The sequence below is a fragment of the Vibrio syngnathi genome (genome assembly GCF_002119525.1).
GTDB classification, from domain to species: Bacteria; Pseudomonadota; Gammaproteobacteria; order Enterobacterales; family Vibrionaceae; genus Vibrio; species Vibrio syngnathi.
The window spans coordinates 969,140-990,566 of the sequence record NZ_CP017917.1 but is presented as its reverse complement, the minus strand read 5'-3'; the positions used below and the strand labels follow the sequence as shown (position 1 = coordinate 990,566).

Here is a 21,427-nt window from a genome sequence, read left to right as displayed (position 1 = left end):
AACATGTTTGTGCGAATAGCCGTTATTCCAAGCACGAACAAACGTTGATTGGATTACGACCTAAATACAGGCAATCAAAAAGAGCCGCTTATCGGTTTCGACTGAATCAGTCTGAATATGATAAACGGCTCTTTTCTTGAGTGGGTGATGGGTTCGAAATCTAGGTGACAAAATCTAGATCACGAAACCTTAGAGATTGAGTCTACTCAGTGATCTCTTGTAGTACCTCTCCAATTGACCCACTTGGTTGTGTGATCCCCAGTTTGTTCGATAGCGTTGGCGCAATGTCATATGGCGTCACTGCTCGTGATACCTTCTGAGCTTCAACATCGTAGCCTGCGAAGATTACAGGGACATGCGTATCGTACTTCCATGGCGAACCATGTGTAGAGGCGATTTGCAGGCCTTCCATGTCGTTAATGTAGCTACGCGGTGCAAATACCACATACACGTCACCAGAGCGAGCAGGGTGGTAGTTGTTTTTTATTAGCTGCATCACATGAGTATCAGGCACTCGGTTCGCTGCAATATCGCTGCTTGATACTGCAAACGCTACACCCTTGACCTTCGCTATTTCATCGGCGATCGCTTCCTGTACTTTAGCCAGATCGAGTTTCATCTCTGCGATTAAATCGTGATTCAGATAAATGTAAGGTTGAGCGTACAAGCGAATGGCGTCTTTGGATAAACCAAATTGATCCTTCAATCTTTTTTCTACGCCACTCGAGAGCAGTGTGTCTTTGTTGAAGTATTGAGCTTGATTGAAGCCAAGCGCATTTGCCGCAGGTGAAGATTCAGGCACACCATGATCGGCAGACAATACAATTAATGTATTTTTTAGCCCAACTTGGTTATCAACGGTTTTAAGAAGCTTAGCGATCGTCTTATCAAGTCGAATGAGGTTGTCTTCTGTTTCTAGGCTTTCAGGGCCGTATAAGTGCACCACGTAGTCGTTTGATGAGAAACTCACCGACAGGTAATCGGTCACGTCACCTTGGCCTAGCTTCTCTTGCATCAACAGTGTACTTGCAAAGTTTTCCGTGATTTCATCACCAGCCGGGCTGACGGTTAGGGTGGTGCTGTAGTACTTGTAACTCGCAGGGCCGTATGGATGGGGGAAGGTGCGTTGGAAATCACCGAGTTTCACTTTGTGCTTGGTATCGTGTTCTTGCAACGTGTACTTCTCACGTGGCAACGAGAGCTCCCACTTCTGTTTGGAATACTGAGCAGCAATCGCTTTCTCGTTCCAACGTGATACCCAATCTGGATACTCGTCGTAGTAATAGTTGCTGGTGACAAACTCAGATTGCGCTTTGGAGAACCAGAAGGCTTTACCACTGTGTCCCGCCAATGAGATTGCGCCGCGGTCTTTCACGGATACACCGAATACTTTTGATTTGCCACTATTGGAAATTGTCAGCTCGTCACCAAACGTGGTGGCAAGTATAGGCTCTGGAGATCGCCCATCGCCCTGTGCTGTCTTCTGCGTTGGGTCGATCTCAGTTGCCTTGTCGACACCCGCACCAGAGGTTAGCATTTTGTAGTTGCCGTCTTCTACGTTATACACCAAACGTTCTTCGCTACGGTCATACCAAACGTTACCTACCATGCCGTGTACGCTCGGTGGCGCACCTGTTGCAAGCGACACATGGCCCACGATCGTTTCCGTGTTGCCATGTTGGTAGTTCGCGTTGGTGTAGTAAGTACCATCATCCATTAGGTAACGAAATCCACCCTCGCCGAAGTTGTGTTTGTAGCGTTCGATTAGGTCTGCACGCAGGCCATCTACCGTGATTTGAAGGACTAGATCGGGTTTATCCGCAGCGGATGCTGGGAAGGCACAGAGTAACGCGAGTGTAAGTCCTGAAAGTTTGGTGTATTGCATAGAGTGTCCTTATTCGATGTGATTTCGTTATTCAAAATGACATGGATTGGTTGCTGAACAGAGGCTGTCCTTTGTTTAGCAACCATGGGGGTGTTCTGCTAGTTTGCGTCCTTCACTAGGCGTAAGCCCATGTCCGACATGGTGATTGATTGACTGGCAAAGTCACGGCGGTAACTTTCTGATTCATCTTCGTCATAAGCAAAGCTGCCACCACGAACCGATTTATGTGATAAACCAACGTCGCTGTGTTTTGCGTTGTTAGGGTTGTCTGTTGGACCGAATCTGTAGAAGGTGTCGTCGAAGGCATCGATAACAAACTCGCCCACGTTTCCTGTCATGTCATATAAGCCTAGTTCATTTGGTTTCTTTAGCCCGACTGGATGTGCGCTATTTTTAGAATTTGCTGAGTACCACGCAACATCATCTAAGTTATTGGAACCACTGTAAGTATAGCCTTCGCTTTTGTTGCCACCTTTCGCTGCAAACTCCCATTCTGCTTCCGTCGGCAGGCGGTATTCTGCACCAGTAAGTTCGTTTAATTGCTCAACGAAGTAGTTCGCCTGTTGCCAACTTAAGTTGTTGACCGGAACTTGTGGGTTTTGGAAATAACTGAGAGATGAACCCATCACCGATTCGAACAATTCTTGAGTCACCTCAAACTTCGCAATGTAGAAACTATCTACAGTTATATCTCGTGCTGGTCGTTCTGCTTTGGTCGCTTGTGGATCGTTCGAACCCATGGTGAATGTACCACCTTCAACTAGCACCATTTCTTGGTCGATTTGTTGGGCGATAGGGTGTGTAGGCACGCTCGCACAGCCGCTTAGGAAAATAGTCATAGTGACGCTGCTGATCGCAGCTAATTGTTTGTAATTTAAAAATTTCATCACGTGCCTCAGATGTTCGAAATAGGGTTTAATTCTAACGTTTAAGGTCATTCCTATTGGTTATAAAGGGTATAACATGTCACTTGATCGAATAGGAATTATGATGGGCCCAGAATACTAAAATAGGTAGGTAAATCATGCATATTACTCAAGGTCCACAATACAACGGTAAAGCGTCTAAGCGCTTGCATGTCATGGCTAAGCCGATTGGCGCAGCGTGCAACATTGACTGTAAATATTGTTACTACCTAAGTAAGCAGGATTTGTTGGAGTACAAGAAAGGCAGTTCTCCAAGAATGGATGATGAAACGTTAGAAACCTACATCCGACAATACATCGAAGGTCAAAACACGCCTGAAATTATCTTCTCATGGCAGGGTGGCGAGCCGACTATGCTGGGGTTAGCGTACTTTGAAAGAGTGGTTGAGCTACAGAAAAAGTACCAACCTGAAGGTGTGTTGATCTCAAACGATCTACAAACCAATGGCACATTATTGAATGACGACTGGGGTCGTTTCTTAGCAAAGAACAATTTTCTGATCGGTTTAAGTATTGATGGCCCTGAAATGCTGCACAACGCGTATCGTGTCAACAGAGCAGGACGTGGCACATTTAAGCAAGTGATGGCAGCCGTCGATCTGCTACATAAACATCAAGTCAAATTCGCAACTCTAACCTGCGTGAACAACCTAACCAGTCAGAATGCGCTAGAAGTGTATCGCTTCCTACGCGATGTGGTGAAGTCACCGCAAATGCAGTTTATTCCTATCGTTGAGCCAAAAACCTTTAGAACGGTTGCACCACAAACATCCCAGGTGAGTGAGCAGCTAAAACAAGGCGATAAGCGTCTGATCCCCGGCCATAAAGACTCGATCATGGAATCGTGGTGTGTGTCGGACTTAGCTTGGGGTAACTTCCTGATTTCTGTGTTTGACGAATGGGCAAAGAACGACATCGGTAAAGTGTTCGTGCAGTATTTTGAAGCAAGTTTAGAAACATGGATAGGGCGTCCTAACCCGCTTTGCACTCTGAATGAGATATGCGGTAAAGGCCTCGCGATGGAGCCTAATGGCGATGTATTCTCATGCGACCACTATGTTTACCCTGAATACAAAATTGGCAATATTCATCACGAAAAACTTGATGATTTGGCGTATAGCGCATCACAGCAAAAGTTTGGCTTTGCTAAATCACGCACAATGACCAGCCAATGTCAGCTGTGTGATTACAAGTTTGCTTGTCACGGTGAATGCCCTAAAAACCGCTTTATCAAAACTCGCACAGGCGAACCGGGCTTGAACTACTTATGTGCAGGTTGGCACAAGTTCTTCTCTCATGTCGACAAGTCGATGGCTTATATCGCTCGTGCGATGGGGCACCCAGTGGCTCATGGCAAATTCAGTGATTCAGTATTGATGGCTCATCGAGCAAAACAGGCGCAACAAGCTACGTTCGAGACCAAGTTTTAACTCGTTTTTTGGGTCAACAGATCCAAGACAAATTTAATCAGATACGAGTCTAAGGAAAGGCTAAGTTCTCCAGTTTAAGGTAATACTATGATGAAGAAGAGTTTGGCGACGGCAGTTGCCTTATTAGTTTCAACGTCCGCATTGGTTTCAACGTCCGCAATGATTTCAACGTCTGCGATAGCTGCGAATAGCGTTCAGCAAACTGTTGACGCACCGGCAAAAAATATCAATCAAGTGCTCGAAATGACGGACACACAAACCCGTATTCAACAGTTGTCTTACATGGCACAAGATCAGAACCAATCTATAGAAAATCGTACAGGTGCACTGCAAGAGCTTGCTTCATACCCAAGCCAGAATGCGCTGGTGGCGGTGGCAAGAGGTTTGAAAGATCAAAACCCTGAAGTTCGTGAGGCTTCGATTATCGGTTCTTCGCCATATCAACTTGAGCATCGTTGGGCGTTAGTTTCACCTTTGCTGAGCGATACAGATTCTATGGTTCGTCACTCGGCAACATCGAACTTAGTACGTGATTACAATACGTTAGATAAAGAACAGAAAGCACAAATTGAACAACCTGTCGCTGAGTTAATCACATTCTTGGAATCACAAGAATCTGAAAAGTATCAATTGTTGTTCGCTGACGTGCTCCGTTGGCACAATGAATGGGATAAAGCGGAAACGATTTATCTTGAGTTGATTAATACTCACCAGAAAGACCCTCAAGTTTGGCTGAGCTACGCGGATAACTTCCGAGCTCAGAATAAAGATCAACAAGCGGTTGAAGTATTAGACCGCGGTTTGAAGAGCGTTCCAGACAACGCAGCGATGCATTACTCTAAATCTCTAACTCTGGTTCGCCTTGAAGACAAAGCGGAAGCAGCCAAAGAGATTGAAGTAGCAGCAGAACTTGCCAAAGATAACAGCTACTACTGGTACTTAAATGGAGTGTTGCAAGAAGCGTTAGATATCGATAAGTCGACCCAGTCTTTTGAAAAAGCATACCTGATTTCTGGCTCTCCAGAGCAGCTATACGCAGTATGTGACATTTACGTACGCTACGGTAATGAGAAAACTGACGAATGCTTAGTAGAGCTTTCAAAAGTGGCACCGGGTTACGTTATTGATCAGCTGAAAGAGAAGCGAGTAGCGCCAAGCTCATAATATTTGTATGAGTGAATAGAGAAGCTGCTAATGAAAAGCCAGTCGAAAATGTTTCGGCTGGCTTTTTGTATTCTAATTGGCGTAAATGACCATTGATTTGAATTTAAGTTAGAAAACGAAACTCAACATTATGGTATAGAGCAACGCATCTTTATCCGTTTTAGGTGAATCAATAAAGGCACCGTTTGACCTGCGAGTTTCGAAGAATTGCATTTCACCATTGATAGATACATTTGGTAGTAAATCGTAATCGACACCAATTAAGTAGCTATTTCCTTCTAAGTGTTCATTGGCGTTAAATTGTGCGCCGTAAACCACGTAAGGTGTGAATGATCCTAAGTGGTAACCAAGGCTGGCGTACATTGATGAAGAAACGTCACTGATTTGACCTTCGCTCGAAAATACGGCTTGGCCAAATTCATATTCAGTGCCAAGCGACCAAAGTTGGATGTGTTGATTCTCTGCTGTAGGAAGGGCGCCAACGTTTTTAATTTTTGTCGTTTGATCGAAATTTGAATCAAGGAAGGATAGGTTCCAACGATAATTGTCACCGCTTAGTTGTAGGTTACCACCAAACATTCGATTCGTTTCAAACTCCAACTCGGTTGTCGAATTGAAGTCGACTTCATTCTTATCTTTGATTCCGAAGAATGGAGATAGTAACAAGGTCGCTTCGTCGCTTACATCATGAGTCCAACTCACTTTAACACCGTTGAAAGCGGTAATACCTAGAACGCTGTTATACACCTCTGTTGGTGGTCTTGCCGTCATATAGGCTTGGCCAACATAATAGTATTCAGAAGCTAGAAACAGGGGAAGCCTTAGACGACCAATACTCACATCAAAGTTATTAAACTCATAGCCAAGATAAGCCCACTCGAGTTGTGGGTCACTCCAATCATATTGGGGTGGTTTGACAACTTGCACGGAAGCCTTAAATGAGTTGTAGAAGTAGTCAAGCTGGACCCCAAAGGTGGTATCACAGTCATAACAATTTTCATCGGTAAAACCACGGTTGATGATTAAAGGGGAATCATTATCTGATGTTGCCCAAGAGGTAGAACCAAATCCGCTTAACGAAAAATTATCGGTAAGTTCAATAATAGCGAAAGCCGGAGAAGCAATTGAAGCACATAGCACTGACGTAATTATTCTTTTCATATTATTTCTCCGAACTTATAACGTATAGAACATTGGCGTTTTCAGGAACCGAAGAGAGTGGGGAATAACCAATACGGTTTGGTTTGTCGTTTAACCAGTCGACTAAACTGTCTGTTGAGGCCGTTTTGATCTCCCGCGGGTAACGAGCTTTTCCTGAGAAAGACAGCCCAGCCCAGTGTGCATTCATTTGAGCGGCGTTCTTTCCAAGTAAAAGTTGATAAAATTTCTCTCTCTCGACGCTATTTTCAGGCCAATCAGACAGTTCTATACGCTTGCCATTGAGACGCTTGGTTTTTCCTCTGTAGAGTTTTCTTGCTTTGTTAATTGATAACGCTTCAAATTCGGAATCTAAAGAGAATATGGCGTAATCGTCCGCGGCATGAGCAGGGTTAACAAGAAGTAAACTTGCTAACAGCCCTATTGCCGCGGTCAGCACAGCTTTGCACTGGAGCGTTTTTATTGTTTTTATCCAATCCATGGGTTTCTCCTAACAAGTCGCACTTTCTATTTGATGGAATAGCTTTTCTTTCCTTACTGGCTTTGCGACGTATCCATCCATGCCTGAATCGAAGCACTTTTGAATATCATCATCAATAACACTGGCGGTTAACGCGATGATAGGAGTTTTGCATAAGCCTAGGTTTTTCTCATGCTCTCGGATCTCTTTGGTCGCAGTAAAGCCATCCATAACAGGCATCATGCAATCCATGAGAATAAGGTCGAAGCTACTGTCGTTTTGGTACATATCGACGGCGATTTGCCCGTTGTCTGCGATTTCAAATGAGTAACCTGCCTTTGTTAACATCACAGAAGCGACTTTTTGGTTAACTCGATTGTCTTCGACGAGCAAAATTCTTTCAGATTTACTTGGAACCGTGTTTTGTACTTTTTCTTCTGGCAATGTTCGCTTTGCCGCAGCGGCATTGATAATCGGCGTTACAGTCGCAGTTTTTTTCGCAGATTTAGTTTTGTAGGTCGTGGGAAGTGGCATCGCTTCAACGGCGGCGAGTACTTTTTCTTTTAGCATTTCGAATTTGAATGGTTTGGGTACATAGTCGTCCATCCCAACGTCAAAACACTTCTGTATATCGTCATCAATCACGCTAGCGGTGAGGGCTATGATAGGAATACGGCGACTGGCATTGGTCTCTTTTTCAACGCGGCGAATATTACTTGTCGCTTCAAAACCATCCATGACTGGCATCATACAGTCCATCAAGATCACTGCGTAATGAGGATTTGCAGTGAACATATCCACGGCTTCCTGACCATTATTAGCAAACTCGAATTCAAAACCACTTTTACCGACATGAAGCCCAGCAATTTTTTGGTTGATTTTGTTGTCTTCGACGATAAGGACTTTGTGTTGTATCTCTAGAGAGGGCTCACTTGCCTCCGAAAGCTCAAACAGGCTTCGTGTATCACAGAGCTCAACCGCTTTAATCAAGCGCAAGCCGAGTAGGGGCTGTGATACTTGAGCCGTGACACAATCGCCGATGTCAGCCGGCTCACTCAAAAATGATCGAATCAAGCAGATAGTGATGCCGTTTTGGTGGAGCTTATCTAAGTCACTGGTATAGTCACTGGCGTGGAATGTGTCATCTTCAGCAAAGATGACTGTGATTGGTCTATTGTGTTTTTGAGTCGTGAGTCGTTGTGTTACCTCAGCGGTATCACTCGTGAGCTGCGTTACTTTTAAACCATAAAGGTTAAGGTCCCATTCTATTCGTTTAGAGAGCATGTTCGCGTTACCCAAAACATAAATGTCGGCGGTTGCTGTGCTTGGTTTTGGCAACATTAAATCAATGGGTAATGCTAGATCGAAGTAGAAACAGCTACCTTCGCCTTTGACTGAATCGAGTTGAATCTGTCCACCCATCAGCTCAACTAACTGAGTACTGATGGCGAGGCCAAGGCCAGTACCGCCAAATTGGCGTGTCGTTGAATCGTCTTCTTGAGCAAAGGGTTCGAATATCTGCTTCTGTTGTTGTTTGTCGATGCCAATACCCGTGTCGCGTACTGCGAATCGAATGGTGACATTGTCGTTAGACTGCTCGAGTGTCTTGATTGATAGTGTTACACCACCTTCGGCTGTGAACTTCACTGCGTTCGACATAAAGTTCATCAAAATCTGTCTTAATCGATGGTCATCGATCATGACACGTGCAGGTGTGTCGGGGCTGATATCGACGTTGACTGATATTTTCTGCTCTTTGGCTTTAGGCGCAACAATCGAAGCGATGTCGTAAATGGATTCTCGAATAGACGCTGAATGTGGGCTTATCAATAACATGCCAGATTCAATCTTAGAGAAGTCTAAGATGTCGTTGATCAGGCTTAGTAGTAGTTGGGATGAGGTCTCGATTGTATCTACATAATCACGTTGTGTTGGTGTAAGTGGTGTGTCTGACAGAATCTCCGAAATACCGATAACGCCATTCAGTGGGGTTCGAATTTCATGAGACATATTGGCCAAGAAGCTACTTTTCGCTTTGCTAGCTTGTATCGCGTGGTCTTTGGCTTCTTCGGCGTCTTCTTTGGCTTCTTCGGCGTCTTCTTTGGCTCGCTCTGCGTCTTCTTTCGCTATCGTTAACTTCTCTTTTGCATGTTCTCGTTCGATGGTCAGTCGCTCTACTTGCTGAGCAAATAGGCTGAGTTCGTCTTTGCCTTGAATCAGTTTGTCCAAAGAAGGGCGGGTATCATCGTTTTCACTTTTTAAGAACCTAAGAACTAGCCCAAGATTGTTGGTGACTTGTTTCGCTAAACTGAGGGTTAATCCCATAACAGTTGCGGCAAGCAACGTGACGATGGAAATAAATAGCGTTCTTTCTGTTTGAGCATCTGAGATCGCTTGACCTACTTCGGCCTGGAACTCTTGTTTGATTACGTCACCTAAATTCTGCAACAGGCTTAGGCGGGCACTCATTGCATTTAGCCCTGTCGTGATTTCTTGTGGGGTGAGTGTGCTTAGTGTGGATGCGCTATGAAGTGCGTGTCGCATCTCTTGGCTTTTCATAAACGCCTCATCTTTAAACACTTCAACCATGAGTGAAACTTGATGTGCGTTGGCATTTAAGGATACAAATCTTTCTAAGAACAAAACTTGCCTAGCATTGAGGCTTTCAACCAACTCGGCTAGTTCAGAATCATACTCTTGATGGTTTTGATAAATATCGAAGAGCGAAGCGCTGAGCTTAAATTCTTCATTTGACCAAAACATCAACCACTCTATTTGCTGTAAGGCGGTGAGGTGCTGTTGAATCTCACGCTTGGTGATATCAAAAGGGACTTTCTCAATGGCTAGCAACAATTGTTGGTACAAATCACTTTGCCATTCAATCGCATCCAGCTTATCGAAACTGTCGGTCGTTTTCATAGTCGACAAGGTTGCCTCACTGAAGTCGGCCAGCAGTTGGTTCACTTCTTCGGAACTGTTTAGAAATATGCTAGGTGAAAGTGCTTGGAGCTCGGCATTTACCTTAGCACTTCGATTAACGAACTGTTCAGTGTTTGGTGCCAAAGTACTTCGATACAAGACAGAGATATCTTCAAGGTAAATTGCTAACTGATTGGTTCGCTCAAAATCGTTTAACTGCGTCGTCAGAAAGTAAGCTTGTCTACCGGCTAAGAAAAGGAGCAATGAGATCGGTAGTAGAACTAAGCCAAAGAGTTTATGTTTAACTGAAAGGTTATTCCAGACCGTAAGTGTCGACATATTCAGGATCCATCCAACTGGTTTTATATAAAAACAGTAGAATAAAAATGCCGATATGGAAACTTTGAAACAGTAAATTTGATGGAAGTGTGGGAGGGATATAAGTTCTTGTGATTCCACAGCTTATTTTGAAATATGTTGTCTCACTAGCAATTTATAGCGTTTGGTAGTCTGTTTGATTTTTATGATTATTGATAAATAGCTTAAAAAGCGAGTTAATGAGGGCGATTTTTATCGAGACTTAGTTCAAATAGGAGTTGCTCTAACACCGTTTTTGCAGAGGGTTCTAACGCCCAAACACCGAGTATTCTGTTCAATGCAGCGCGGTACACTCTGTTTTTGAGTAGGAAAGCGAGCGTATTTGTATCGTTACTCAAAACATGTGTTTGTATGACGGTTAGCTCAGCTTTTTCCTCGATATCGATTTTCTGAAGATTGAAAGCTGGGAGAAAGGCACACTCATACCAAACCTCAACGATCTCTCGAAGTTCGATCTCCTCTTCAGGTACATCGCAGTCCTGAAGTTGATGGTTTTCAGGAATTGCGGATAAGTAAGCTACATCAAGCTTGTCTGCAACGAATGTGTACATTTACTTCCTTGTTACATGTGATTTCAGAGCGAATCATCTCTCTCACTTATGTTTTTGTCAATTACATCCATTTATCTAACGAGTAATTTGTGAATAAGCATCGTCGTGTTTAACTCAAGCTGTTTAAGTATTTGTCTGTTAAGCCAAAATATTTCAAGTTGCCATCAGGTTCTAGAACCAAACTCATATTGGAAGTTGCGATCAAACCGGGATCATTGGTCGAAAAAATGACTGTTTTATTCAGCAACTTATCGCTGAACAAGCGGTTAAAATACTGCGAGTTTTCATTTTCCGCTCCGTTGAACGGTTCATCAATGATGATCAGAGATTGCTCACAATTACCTAAACCAAGCGCTAAACGCAGTTTTTGCTGAATGCCATTGGGAAGCCCTTTGCATTTATCGACACTTAATTGAGTCGCTAATCCTTCCGGAAGCCATTCGTCTAACTCGAAAAAGCTCACCATTTCTTGCATTTTCTCAGTAGGTATTAAGCCATTGTGCAAGATGAAGTTGGTCTCTAGTGAGCCTTCAAAAATATGCAAATTAAAAGGGATGTAGTTTATCGATGTGCGATAGCGGTAGCTGTTGAACTGCTTAATGTTGTAACCATCGACAGACACTGCGCCCTGATAGCGGTCTTCTAAACCAGCAATGATTGATATGAGGGTGGTTTTTCCGCAGCCAGTTGGGCCACAAATGACGACTTTTGCGCTTGGGGGGATCTTGAATCCCAAGTTGGTTAAGCCGGTTGCTGCGCCTGTGTAACGATGACTTACACCGCTGCCTACAATACTGCCTTGGAATAGGCGAATAGGCGGGCTCTTCTCTAACGTTAATTTGTCATCATTCATCGACATCAGATTGTTGATCTGTGCTGACGAAGCTTTGATCGACTGGAACTTAGAAATTGAATTATAGATACCCATAATTGGGCCTAGCGCTTTCCAAACCAAAATAACGGTCGCGAGCATAGCACCTGCATCAGAAGTGCCTTCCATTACACCGATTACAGCGGTCACAATACTTGCAGTACCAATCACCTGTATCAAACTGCCGCCAGCGGCCTGAATCTTACTATTAGTCACGGCAACATTCTCGGCATCACTGGTACTTTGCATATGCGAAGCACTAAACCGAGATTGAACGACACGAAGTAAAGGCAATCCTTGGATAGTCTTGATACCACGCAGGATTTCATTCCATTGGTACGAGACCATCGCATTGGCGCGCGAGCTTTTGGATGTGGCTTGCGAGTAGATATAGCGTGAGTAAACACAGAACACCAACATCAAGATTAAGCCGCCCATTACCACAAGAGCAGCTGTGCCAGACATCAGGGCTATCGCGATGATAAACACAATCACAAACGGCATATCAAAGTAGCTGAGGGTCGATTCTGCTGTCACTAAGCGTCGGAAGGTATCGATATCTTTCAAACGAGCCAATTGTGACGAGACCCCTGCGGTTGATGTCATCGCGTAGGGCAGCCAAAGGAGCTTCGATATCACGGCTTGGGATATGTGTACCGCGAGATCTTTACCGGAGGTGGCAATGATGTTGACTCGCATCTTCTTAAAGAAATACTCCGAGAAGCCAACAATCACAGCAAATAAGGTTAGCCAATAGAGTGTTGCTTGAGAGCTAGAAGTAAGAGCGAAGTTATACACGCTCATAATAAAGAACGGCTGCAACGCACCTAGAATACTGATCACGAAGCTCAAGATAATCAGGCTTTTGAGTTCATTGTTGTAACGATAAAAAGCGTATTTAATCCAATTGCTTCTGTCTTGAGATTCCGGTGGTGGTTCTCGGAACAGACGAGAGTACTCGCTAATAGAAATCAGCAAACAGGGCTTTTTACACATTGGGTATTCAATGGTGTTGTTGTTCGTGTAATCAAACAGCAGCAACTTCCCATCTTTGGTCCCTAAGAAGATGGCACTGAGGTTTTCTATCTCAATAAAGCACGGGTGAGGATATTTATCGATATTCTCGAGTGTCTTTAGCTTGGTCACATCACAGCGGTACCCAAGGCGCTCGATGGTTGCTGTAAAGCTGTCGCCGTCTTTGGATTTTGGAATAAAAGCATCGCTGAGTATAGCGGGAGTGCCTTCCCATTCGAGTGCTATCAGGGTGTAGGCCAAACCACGAATAAGAGGAGATTGACTGTAACGTTCGTCGTATCCGCTAGATTCAAAATCCAAGACACGTTGTGGAACATTATTGAAGTCTACAAGGATACTCATTGGTCACCTCCGGTAAGTTTTACGCGTTTGAGGCGGTGGTTAAGTTTGTCCATTTTATTGCTGGCGATGATTAGGATTTTGTCATTGGCACGATAAGCTGTACTGGTTAGCACAACCCGTGCAAATTCCTCATCAAACACACAATCGATATCATCAAATATCAATACACGTTTACTGGCGAGCAGGGCTCGGACTAATAACAGAGCATATCCAACTTGGCGAGAGAATGGATTGCGCATGTGCCCTTTGAGTTCTGTATAAAAACCGGCAGGAAGCCCGTCAATTTGCGCCTTGATGTTCATAGTTTCACACAGTGCAAAAGCCGTGTTATTCAAGCTTGGTCGGAAACAGGTGAGGTTATCAATAATCGTCCCTTCTACGAATGAGCTTGTTTTATCAACCATCAGCACGCTGTTACGCCAAACGTTGTAATTGACGTCATCTAAGGGCGTGTCGTTAATCATGATATCGAGTTTGCTGTCACTGTTCTGACGCGTAATACAGTTAGCAAGGTGGGTCTTACCTGAACCACTTTTCCCTGTCAGCAGATAGGCTTGGCCGAGTTCGAACTCGATACGCTGCTTTTCAGAATACTTAACCGAAATACGTTCTACTTCTGTTGTTTCATGTTGGTGTTCAACAGAGGCTGCCAATTCAAGGAGATCAGCGATACGTTGGATATGGAGTTTGTTTAATTCCCAGCGGCTCGCGGTGCGCATCACTTGTTGGTAAGGCGCAAAATAACGGTTAGTTAGCATGATGATGGCGGCCATGATGCCTTGGCTCGATTCCATATTGATTACGGCTGTTGCTAGTACTACAACAACACAAGCAATAGAGAGCTGTTGGATAAGCGCCAAGATCAAGCCAAAATTCGATTCGATCTGCTCATATTTGATGTTCTCAACTTCGCGCTCCTCGACCATTTGTGTCATCAGGCTTTCAACGCGGTATTCCATATTTCGCGCTTTGATATCCAGTGGGCTAGAGATGATCTCAATTATCTTGGATGTGGTTAAGCCTTCTATGTCTGACTTGTTTTGTAAGCTGCCAATCTTCTGCTTAGAAAGGCTCCAAGCGAAAATGGCTAAAATGAGCGAGGCAATCAGAAGCGTCACGCCAGCCCATATGTTGATGAGACCGATAATGAGGATGGTTATTACGCTGACAGCAAGGTTTATAAGGGCTCGAACCGATTCTCCTCCAAAGAAGGTTTTTAGTTCAGGAATGGTTGAGATTCGTTCTAAGTATTCCCCCGGTTCTAAACGGCGGAATTTAGAGATTTCAGCCAAACAGATGGATTGGAACACCTTGTTGGTTAAGTTGGTCTCAAACTGCCTCATGATGACCGAAGATATTTTTTCCTCCTGATTTTTCAGGTGGTAGTCGAGGAAGATAGAAATCAGGATAATCGCGAACAGCAAGAACAAAGTATCTTGTGCTTGGTTGGGCAATACTCGATCGAAAATGATCAGAATAGAGAAGGGCAGTACCAAGCCAAATAGAGTGGAAATTATCGTAGAGAAAGTCAGATAACACTTATCTGCCATATTGATCTTTTGAGAAAATTGCTCAGTTTGCATTACGACCTCCTGTTTTCAACGACTCAGTTGAGAGAAGGTGTTTAGGCACTAATTCTTGATTGTTTCGTCCTTCGATATCACTCATCAACTGCATGATGCTTTCGATAGATTGAATCGAAAGCACGCCTTTAACTTGCTCAAGCTTGATGGTTTCGATGATGTAGTCGTATCGAGCGCTTTCGTAGTCTCTTAAGGCGCTGAACAGCTTACTTTCAGCGGCCAGCAAATCGGTGATGGTACGTGTGCCTAATTGGTAAGCTCGTTGAATACCTTTGTAAGAGGCGTAGTTGGCGCGAATGATGTTTTCGTAACTGCTTATAGACTGGGAGAAATCATTTATATTAAGCACAGAGGTGTTTACGCTGTTGCGTGTGGTGTAAAGCGAATCTTGATAAAGCAGTTCGGTACGTTCAATCGCTGTCGATGATTTTTGATATCCGTAATAATCAGAGCCACCAGACAAAATAGGCAAGGCTAGATTCAAGCCAACACTGGTAGAGTTACTTTCGCCTGTCGCAGTGATGTCGGTTTTATTGTAGTTATTGGCGTCATCATGACGATAGCTGGCTGAAAGCGACACGGTAGGTAAGAAGTTTGTACCACTCTCTTTTAAGCTTCTACGGCTTCTCTCGACGTTTTTCTTCGCCACTAACAAGTCGTTATTGAGCTTTAACGCCTGATCCATGATTGAGCGTTGTTCGCTTTCGTTAATCTCTTTTAATGGCACGCTTTCATATATATCTTGCGATGGAGTGATAGGGTACTGAATCTGAACAGACAGCCCGTTAAGAATGACACGACGATCTTTCTGCAAGGTTCTTAATCGGTTCGAGACGCCTTCTTTCTGAGCAATCACTTCGTATAGTTCACTGGCGGCTGTATTACCTAACTCTACATTGCGTCGCATTTGATGTTCACGGGTTTCAGACGATTTAAGCTCAACCTTGGTCGCTTTAATTTGGGCGTTGTTTTTCAAATACTCAAAGTATTGAGAGCCGATTTCCGAAATAGTGCTTTGGATTTTGTTTTCGTGTTTAATCTCTTCGATATTGAAATCGAGCTTTGCCGTCCCGTATTTGAAAATGTCACCAAGATTGAATATGGATTGGGAAAGAGAAAGGCTGTAGCTGTTTGAGTTATAGCTTGATGTTTCGTCAGGCACACTTGATAGCAAGGTTTCATTCTCATTCCATGTGGTATCTGCTGCACCATTGAGTGAAGGAAGAAACTTAGAGCGGCTGATCCCAATGTTGTATTCGTTCTCTTCCACACCTTTATCACTGGCACGAAGAGACAGGCTGTTTTGCAAGCCGAGTTCTACCGCCTCAAGCAGGGTCGTCGCCGATGCTGAAGGTGTCGTGCTGAATGCAAGCGCAGCCATAATGCTGCTAGTTAAGTTTCTGTACCGCCACATACTTGTTGATTACCTTGATGATTTGGTCGCTTTTGTAAGGTTTGCTGATCACGTAATCCATTCCGGCTTCAATACAAGCCTGGTGTTCGTTACTGCTGGTCAATGCGGTTGCCCCTATGATGGTGCAAGGGTTTTTCTCATTTTCTTGTTCAAACTGGCGAATGCGTTTGGTCGCCTCAATACCGCCCATGCCTGGCATGATGCAGTCCATGAAGATGATGTCAGAACGTTTATTCATGAAGTGCTCCACTGCGTCAGCGCCATCGCCAACCGTGTCTGGTTCATACTCTTGTTTGGTAAGAATTCGTTTAAGTAAGATCTGCTGAACTCGGTCATCCTCTACGATAAGGAATGAGCTATTCTCCATCTGCTCTTCTGATGCTTCTGCTTCCATAATGGTGAGCAAGTTAGGAATAAACTCATAAGGAATCGCAGGGGAGTTGATGATCTTATCGACGAAGCTGTGACACTCTTGCGCATGCTGAGTATTGGTTACTGACAGCAACAACTTGGTATTGGGATGATTCTTAAGTTGAGATTTCACCGTTTTGCTCAGTGATGGCAATTTGTTGGGTTCAAAGGTATCGGTCAACATGATGGCATCGTACTCACCGAAGGTTTTTGCCGCCGAAAATAACTCATTGGCAGTGCGAATTTCGGTGATATCAAGCCCCAAGTTGCTGAGCATTTTCTTCATTACATCGATACGAACTTGAGTATTGGCACACAGCAGTAAACGTTTGCCGTCGAAGCGAGTTTTCTCTGTATGGAAATTCTTCGCCTTGAGATCAAGCTCGATCTGAAAACGTTCCTGTGTACCCGATTGGAACCAGTGACTTTCGTAATACCCGTAATCTTTTAATACACTTTTCGCTAAGTCGTCTGTGTTAGCAGTATGGTGTTTATGGTCGCTCCAATGGAGCTTATTGAGCTTGGCGACAGAGACATCCAACGTTGAAAGGAAATTCAGGTTGATGGTGACACGCGTATTTTCCATATCAGAAGCCGCGCCAGACTCTATCGTCACGAACAACTTCTTGTTTGATTTAAGCTGGATGGCATTCGAAAGCTGCAGGAACAATATCCAGAACAAGCTGGTGGACTGGCCCTCAACACGATTCGGCAAATTATCAGAGATAAAGCAGTCTAGTTCGCCTTCATTTCGTTGAATTTTGGCGCTGATGTGAATCATCAATTCAGATAATACGTTGAGCAGTGAAAATTCTTTCGACTTGCTTTCCGTACCCTGTGAAATCAATCGATTATAGTTTTCTGCTAGCTCAGATAAGGTGCTACATGCAGAGGTAATATCCTTCGCCATCAACACGCCGTTTTCATCGGTTTCTTGCACCAGATATTGGACACCGCCGTTGATGGTGTTGGTGATACCGCGAATCTCATACCCGATCAGTGCATACAACTGTTTGTAGAGATCGTTATTGCGCTTTTGGTCTTCCAATTTACTGAAGATCAGTTTTAGATGAGAGTAGATCTGACGCTGTTTGGGGTTGATGCTCACTTCATTAAGAAGCTCTTCAAGCCGTTGCAAATCGAGCTGTTTTAGTTCTTGATACAATGCATCGAACTCATAGTCGATTTCACGTTCGTTAGAGCTGGATTTCTTCAGTTTCAACATCGCGACTGCGTTAGACAGAACCGTTATTACGGCCAGTATTAGGACCACCATAAATAACCAAATAAAGAACTCGTTTTTCTCAGACATCAAATCGCTCGCATGGTTGTTAAACATGGTGCGATAGTTGTCGTCCATTTGTAGGTAGTTGTTGGTTAGTGATAGATATAAATCGAGTACATCGGTACGTGTTCTAGCGCTATCGGAGAAACGGTTAATCGCTAATTCAAGTTGCGTGTATTCAGTTGCCCCAACCAAGCTGAACTCGGTTTTGTTCAAAGAGGCTAAAGAGCGAAATTCATCAATTTCACGCTTCAAGTTAACTAGATTGAATTCGTTAGTACCGCAAGTGTTGGTACTTAAGCACTGCTGCAGAGTTTGAATATTTTGTTCGATGGTCTGATTAAGCTTCTGAGCTTGTATGAGCAGTGGGGCGCTTTGCACTTGCGCAACTGAATCGACTTTTGACCAAGAAAAGTATAAATAGAATGCGAGTACAGCCAGTACGATGCTAAACAATATGCTTAGTCTCAGGGCGGGTACAGAAATATTGTACGAAGGTTTTCCGCTCATTGATTACCTCTCATCGAAAGCATCTTCGATGGCTGACATCACTGGCTTCGCTGCGTATTCGATCACGCGACGCGAGCCTGTTTTTACATCGGCGGTAAATTCCATATAAGGTGATAATTTGTATTGAGTGCCTCCTCGTTCAAGAAAGTTTCGGTCAATTTCAATCTCTGCTAAATAGAATTCGGCGTCTTCTTCTTCATATGATGAACGGCTGATTGAGGCGATCGTTCCCTCAACAAACCCGTATTTTGCAAAGTTATAGGTGTCCATTTTTACTTTGACCGCCTGGCCAATTTCAACGAAGCCCATGTCTTTACGTGGGATCTTGGCTTCACCGTGTAGAGAGTTATTGATTGGTGCAATATCAGCGATGCTCTCTCCTGGAGGTATTACCGCAGAGCGGAAGTTGAAGTGTAATTTGTCGACTACACCATCCACCGGAGAGTAGACGATTAGGCGATCAACCTTATCTGAATGTTGAGGTTGTAAGATCCGTTTTAGTTTGAGATCTTTATTGGCCTGAATGATTTGTGCTTGGTACTCAGAGTTACGGTTCTCAACCAAGTCACGGTGTTGTTTTTCCAGTTTGTCGAGTTGAAAGCGTTCGTTCATGACCGACTCATCAAGGTTCTCAATCTCTCGAACCATATTGGATTCTTGTACTTGCATATTTAACACGTCGACATAGGACGCCATCTCTTCTTTATAAAGCGTGTTTTTGATGTTGAGTTGTTTGCGAATTAGCGATAGTTGGTTCTCAGAGCTTTTACGACGCTTTAGCATTGATCCAATCAGAGAGTTTTTGTGTTTAATATCGTGAGTGATCAGCTCTTCGTTGGAGCGGTTTTTCGAGAACTCTTGCTGCCACGTATTCATGTTGACCTGAACTTGTTCTGGGTACTTTTCGATGTAAGAAGCAAAGTTTGGTTCGACCATGTCACGCAAGCTTTCATAACGAATTTTATCGAGTTCCAGCTGAATGATTTCAGTGTTCACTGTATCGAGTTGGGTGTTACGGTCGAGTGAGCGGATTCGCGCAATAGGTTGACCTTCATAAACAACTTCCCCTTTTCTAACTAACAGCTCTTCTAAAATACCGCCTTCTAGGTGCTGAACTTTCTCGACATCGGATTCCAATAGCAGTTCACCACGTACAGAAACAACAATGTCGATGCGCGCTTGTGACGCCACAGCGATAGCCACCAAAGCGAGTAGGAAGATGATGAGCAACGTCTTGTGAACGCTGGTCATCGCACTTGCGAGCACGATGGTGTCATCTGCTGTGACCTTGGAAGCCTCGTTATTAGAAACGAGCGCTTTTCGGAGGTGATGTTCTATTTGGTTATTGCTCATGACTACCTCGATGACTTGTCATCTATTACTTCCTTAATGTCCAACAAGTGATTGATTTGTCGATTGACGTTGTGCAATTCAGTTTTTACATCCTCTAAAAGATCTTCTGGTGCAGGGAATTCGTGCTTACTCAAATGTTCTAACTTGGCCATTTTTGGCGGCAGATCTTGGTCACATAACAACGTTAAGATGGTCTTTAGTTTTTTAGAGTAGCTGTTGAGTTCGTCAAAACGGTCACTTTTATGAAGCGCCTCTATGTTGATCGCTGCGTCTGAAAAGTCCTTATAAAAATCGCCTAGTAGCAATTGAAGCCCTTTGTGGTTGTTGTCGATTGAACGCAGCAAACTCGTCATGTCTATCATCATTCCACCGCCGTAATTGCTTTAATCACAATAACTAAGGATGTTTTAAGGTAGTTTTCAAATTTTTTTTGATTCTTTATGTATAAAAAGAAAAATATGAAAAAAGTTGTATAAAAACTTGGTTTTTCAAAATGGTGTCCTTTAATGCCTCTAAATACGATCAGTTAGCTAGTAGCAACGGAGGCTGTAATGGCAGGCGAAAATAACCAAAATAACCAAAACGAAGATCTCAATGACGCAGTAGAACAGACGGACACGAACGACGCGGGTACGCCCTCCCAACAGCAGAATCAACAAAACCAACAGAATACGATTGCGTCGACAATCGCGACGGGTGCTGAAAACACGGATGCGGCAGACGAAATCAACCAAGCGCTAGAAGACAACCCAAGTGGCGCAGGTAATGCAGAAGATGCGTCTGCTTCTGGTGGGGCTGTTCAAGAAGAGACGCCAGAAAGTGATGGAGGTTCAGACGCTGCTCAATCCAATGTAGTCGGTGGTGCGGCTTCTGAAGCTGGCTCAGAGAATGCTGCTGGCAGTGGTGGCGCTTCAGGGGCAGGTGCTCAAGCTGTTGGAGGTGGCGATACTGGATCATCAGATGGTGGCGCAGATGCTGAAGGTAATGAAGAACAAGGTCAAGCAGTAGCAACGTCAGCTGCGCCTAGTGCAGATTCTTCTGACTCAGGTGAGCAAGATGCTGGTGATGATCTCGATTCACAGACGGTAGAAGAGACATTCGCCGTTGATGTTCAAGCTTCAGATGAAGAGACCATCAGTGAAGTAGAAGACGACTTTGATTCAGAGACGGTAAGCGAAACGTTCAAAATCAAAGTGGAAAGTGAAAATGATGCACCAGAAGCTGAACAAGACCTGGCTTACATCATGGATGAAGATGGCTCCATAACATTTACTCAAGAACAATTACTCGAATACGCAAGTGATGTTGATGGCGATGAACTGGTTGCTTCTAACGTTCAAGTTGGCGCAGATGCAACGGTTCAAGATAATGGTGATGGCACTTTCACGGTTGTTCCTTCTGCAGATTTTAACGGCGAACTTGATCTAACTTTTGATATTAGCGACGGCCAAGAAACCGTAAGCAGCGCAATTGATTTAACGGTTCGTCCTATTAATGACGCGCCTGTACCAGAAGATAAAACGTTTGAAATAGAAGAAGATGGCACACTCATCTTTACCGATGCAGACCTATTAACAGGCGCAACTGACATTGAAGGCGATAACTTAACGATTGAAGGTGTGACCTACGATGGTGGCGACGGCATTCTTACCGACAACGGTAACGGCACATACACCTTTGCGCCAAATGAAAACTTCAACGGCGACGTAAACTTCAGCTTCGATGTATCAGACGGTACCGATACGGTAGCGG

General features: G+C 44.0%; 14 protein-coding genes and 1 pseudogene. 3 read left to right on the top strand and 12 right to left on the bottom strand.

The genetic code is table 11. The features are described from left to right. Nucleotides 1–202 precede the first annotated feature (202 nt). Complete coding sequence (locus K08M4_RS19220) at nucleotides 203–1,885, bottom strand: alkaline phosphatase family protein (RefSeq protein ID WP_086051056.1); 1,683 nt, start codon at nucleotides 1,883–1,885, stop codon at nucleotides 203–205. Between the two features lie 98 nt (nucleotides 1,886–1,983). Then, nucleotides 1,984–2,772 carry a formylglycine-generating enzyme family protein gene (locus tag K08M4_RS19215; protein ID WP_086051055.1) on the bottom strand — a complete coding sequence of 263 codons (789 nt, stop codon included), beginning with the start codon at nucleotides 2,770–2,772 and terminating at the stop codon, nucleotides 1,984–1,986. Between the two features lie 137 nt (nucleotides 2,773–2,909). On the opposite strand from K08M4_RS19215, the gene K08M4_RS19210 reads away from it, so the two are divergent. Both K08M4_RS19210 and K08M4_RS19205 read left to right on the top strand, forming a co-directional pair. Next, nucleotides 2,910–4,241 (top strand): anaerobic sulfatase maturase, encoded by a 1,332-nt coding sequence (locus K08M4_RS19210; RefSeq protein WP_086051054.1) that lies wholly within the window; start codon nucleotides 2,910–2,912, stop codon nucleotides 4,239–4,241. 87 nt (nucleotides 4,242–4,328) lie between these two features. Continuing rightward, the gene (locus K08M4_RS19205; protein ID WP_086051053.1) at nucleotides 4,329–5,405 is read left to right on the top strand and encodes a HEAT repeat domain-containing protein; all 1,077 of its coding nucleotides are present in this window, start codon (nucleotides 4,329–4,331) and stop codon (nucleotides 5,403–5,405) included. A 108-nt stretch (nucleotides 5,406–5,513) separates the two neighbouring features. Here the strand turns inward: K08M4_RS19205 and K08M4_RS19200 are convergent, their stop codons facing one another. The 10 genes from K08M4_RS19200 to K08M4_RS19155 form a co-directional block, all read right to left on the bottom strand. Beyond that, nucleotides 5,514–6,566 carry a sulfate ABC transporter permease gene (locus tag K08M4_RS19200; RefSeq protein ID WP_086051052.1) on the bottom strand — a complete coding sequence of 351 codons (1,053 nt, stop codon included), beginning with the start codon at nucleotides 6,564–6,566 and terminating at the stop codon, nucleotides 5,514–5,516. A gap of 1 nt (nucleotide 6,567) precedes the next feature. Continuing rightward, complete coding sequence (locus K08M4_RS19195) at nucleotides 6,568–7,044, bottom strand: hypothetical protein (protein ID WP_086051051.1); 477 nt, start codon at nucleotides 7,042–7,044, stop codon at nucleotides 6,568–6,570. A gap of 9 nt (nucleotides 7,045–7,053) precedes the next feature. Next, entirely contained in the window at nucleotides 7,054–10,281 is a 3,228-nt protein-coding gene (locus tag K08M4_RS19190) for a response regulator (protein ID WP_086051050.1), read from the bottom strand. A 215-nt stretch (nucleotides 10,282–10,496) separates the two neighbouring features. After that, on the bottom strand, nucleotides 10,497–10,871 hold the full coding sequence (locus K08M4_RS19185) for a hypothetical protein (RefSeq protein ID WP_086051049.1): 375 nt from the start codon (nucleotides 10,869–10,871) through the stop codon (nucleotides 10,497–10,499). A gap of 109 nt (nucleotides 10,872–10,980) precedes the next feature. Further along, on the bottom strand, nucleotides 10,981–13,119 hold the full coding sequence (locus K08M4_RS19180; protein WP_086051048.1) for an ATP-binding cassette domain-containing protein: 2,139 nt from the start codon (nucleotides 13,117–13,119) through the stop codon (nucleotides 10,981–10,983). Next, the gene (locus K08M4_RS19175) at nucleotides 13,116–14,702 is read right to left on the bottom strand and encodes an ABC transporter transmembrane domain-containing protein (RefSeq protein WP_086051047.1); all 1,587 of its coding nucleotides are present in this window, start codon (nucleotides 14,700–14,702) and stop codon (nucleotides 13,116–13,118) included. The genes K08M4_RS19180 and K08M4_RS19175 overlap by 4 nt, the downstream gene beginning before the upstream one ends. Next, nucleotides 14,692–16,116 (bottom strand): TolC family protein, encoded by a 1,425-nt coding sequence (locus K08M4_RS19170; protein WP_086051046.1) that lies wholly within the window; start codon nucleotides 16,114–16,116, stop codon nucleotides 14,692–14,694. Before K08M4_RS19170 ends, K08M4_RS19175 begins: the two co-directional genes overlap by 11 nt. Beyond that, on the bottom strand, nucleotides 16,091–18,322 hold the full coding sequence (locus K08M4_RS19165; protein ID WP_086051045.1) for an ATP-binding response regulator: 2,232 nt from the start codon (nucleotides 18,320–18,322) through the stop codon (nucleotides 16,091–16,093). Before K08M4_RS19165 ends, K08M4_RS19170 begins: the two co-directional genes overlap by 26 nt. 3 nt (nucleotides 18,323–18,325) lie before the next feature. Next, complete coding sequence (locus K08M4_RS19160; RefSeq protein ID WP_086051044.1) at nucleotides 18,326–19,675, bottom strand: HlyD family type I secretion periplasmic adaptor subunit; 1,350 nt, start codon at nucleotides 19,673–19,675, stop codon at nucleotides 18,326–18,328. A gap of 2 nt (nucleotides 19,676–19,677) precedes the next feature. Then, entirely contained in the window at nucleotides 19,678–20,040 is a 363-nt protein-coding gene (locus K08M4_RS19155; RefSeq protein ID WP_086051043.1) for a hypothetical protein, read from the bottom strand. Between the two features lie 186 nt (nucleotides 20,041–20,226). Here K08M4_RS19155 and K08M4_RS22560 point away from each other — a divergent pair. Continuing rightward, a pseudogene (locus K08M4_RS22560) lies at nucleotides 20,227–21,423 on the top strand (cadherin-like domain-containing protein); the annotation flags it as partial. Between the last annotated feature and the right edge of the window lie 4 nt (nucleotides 21,424–21,427).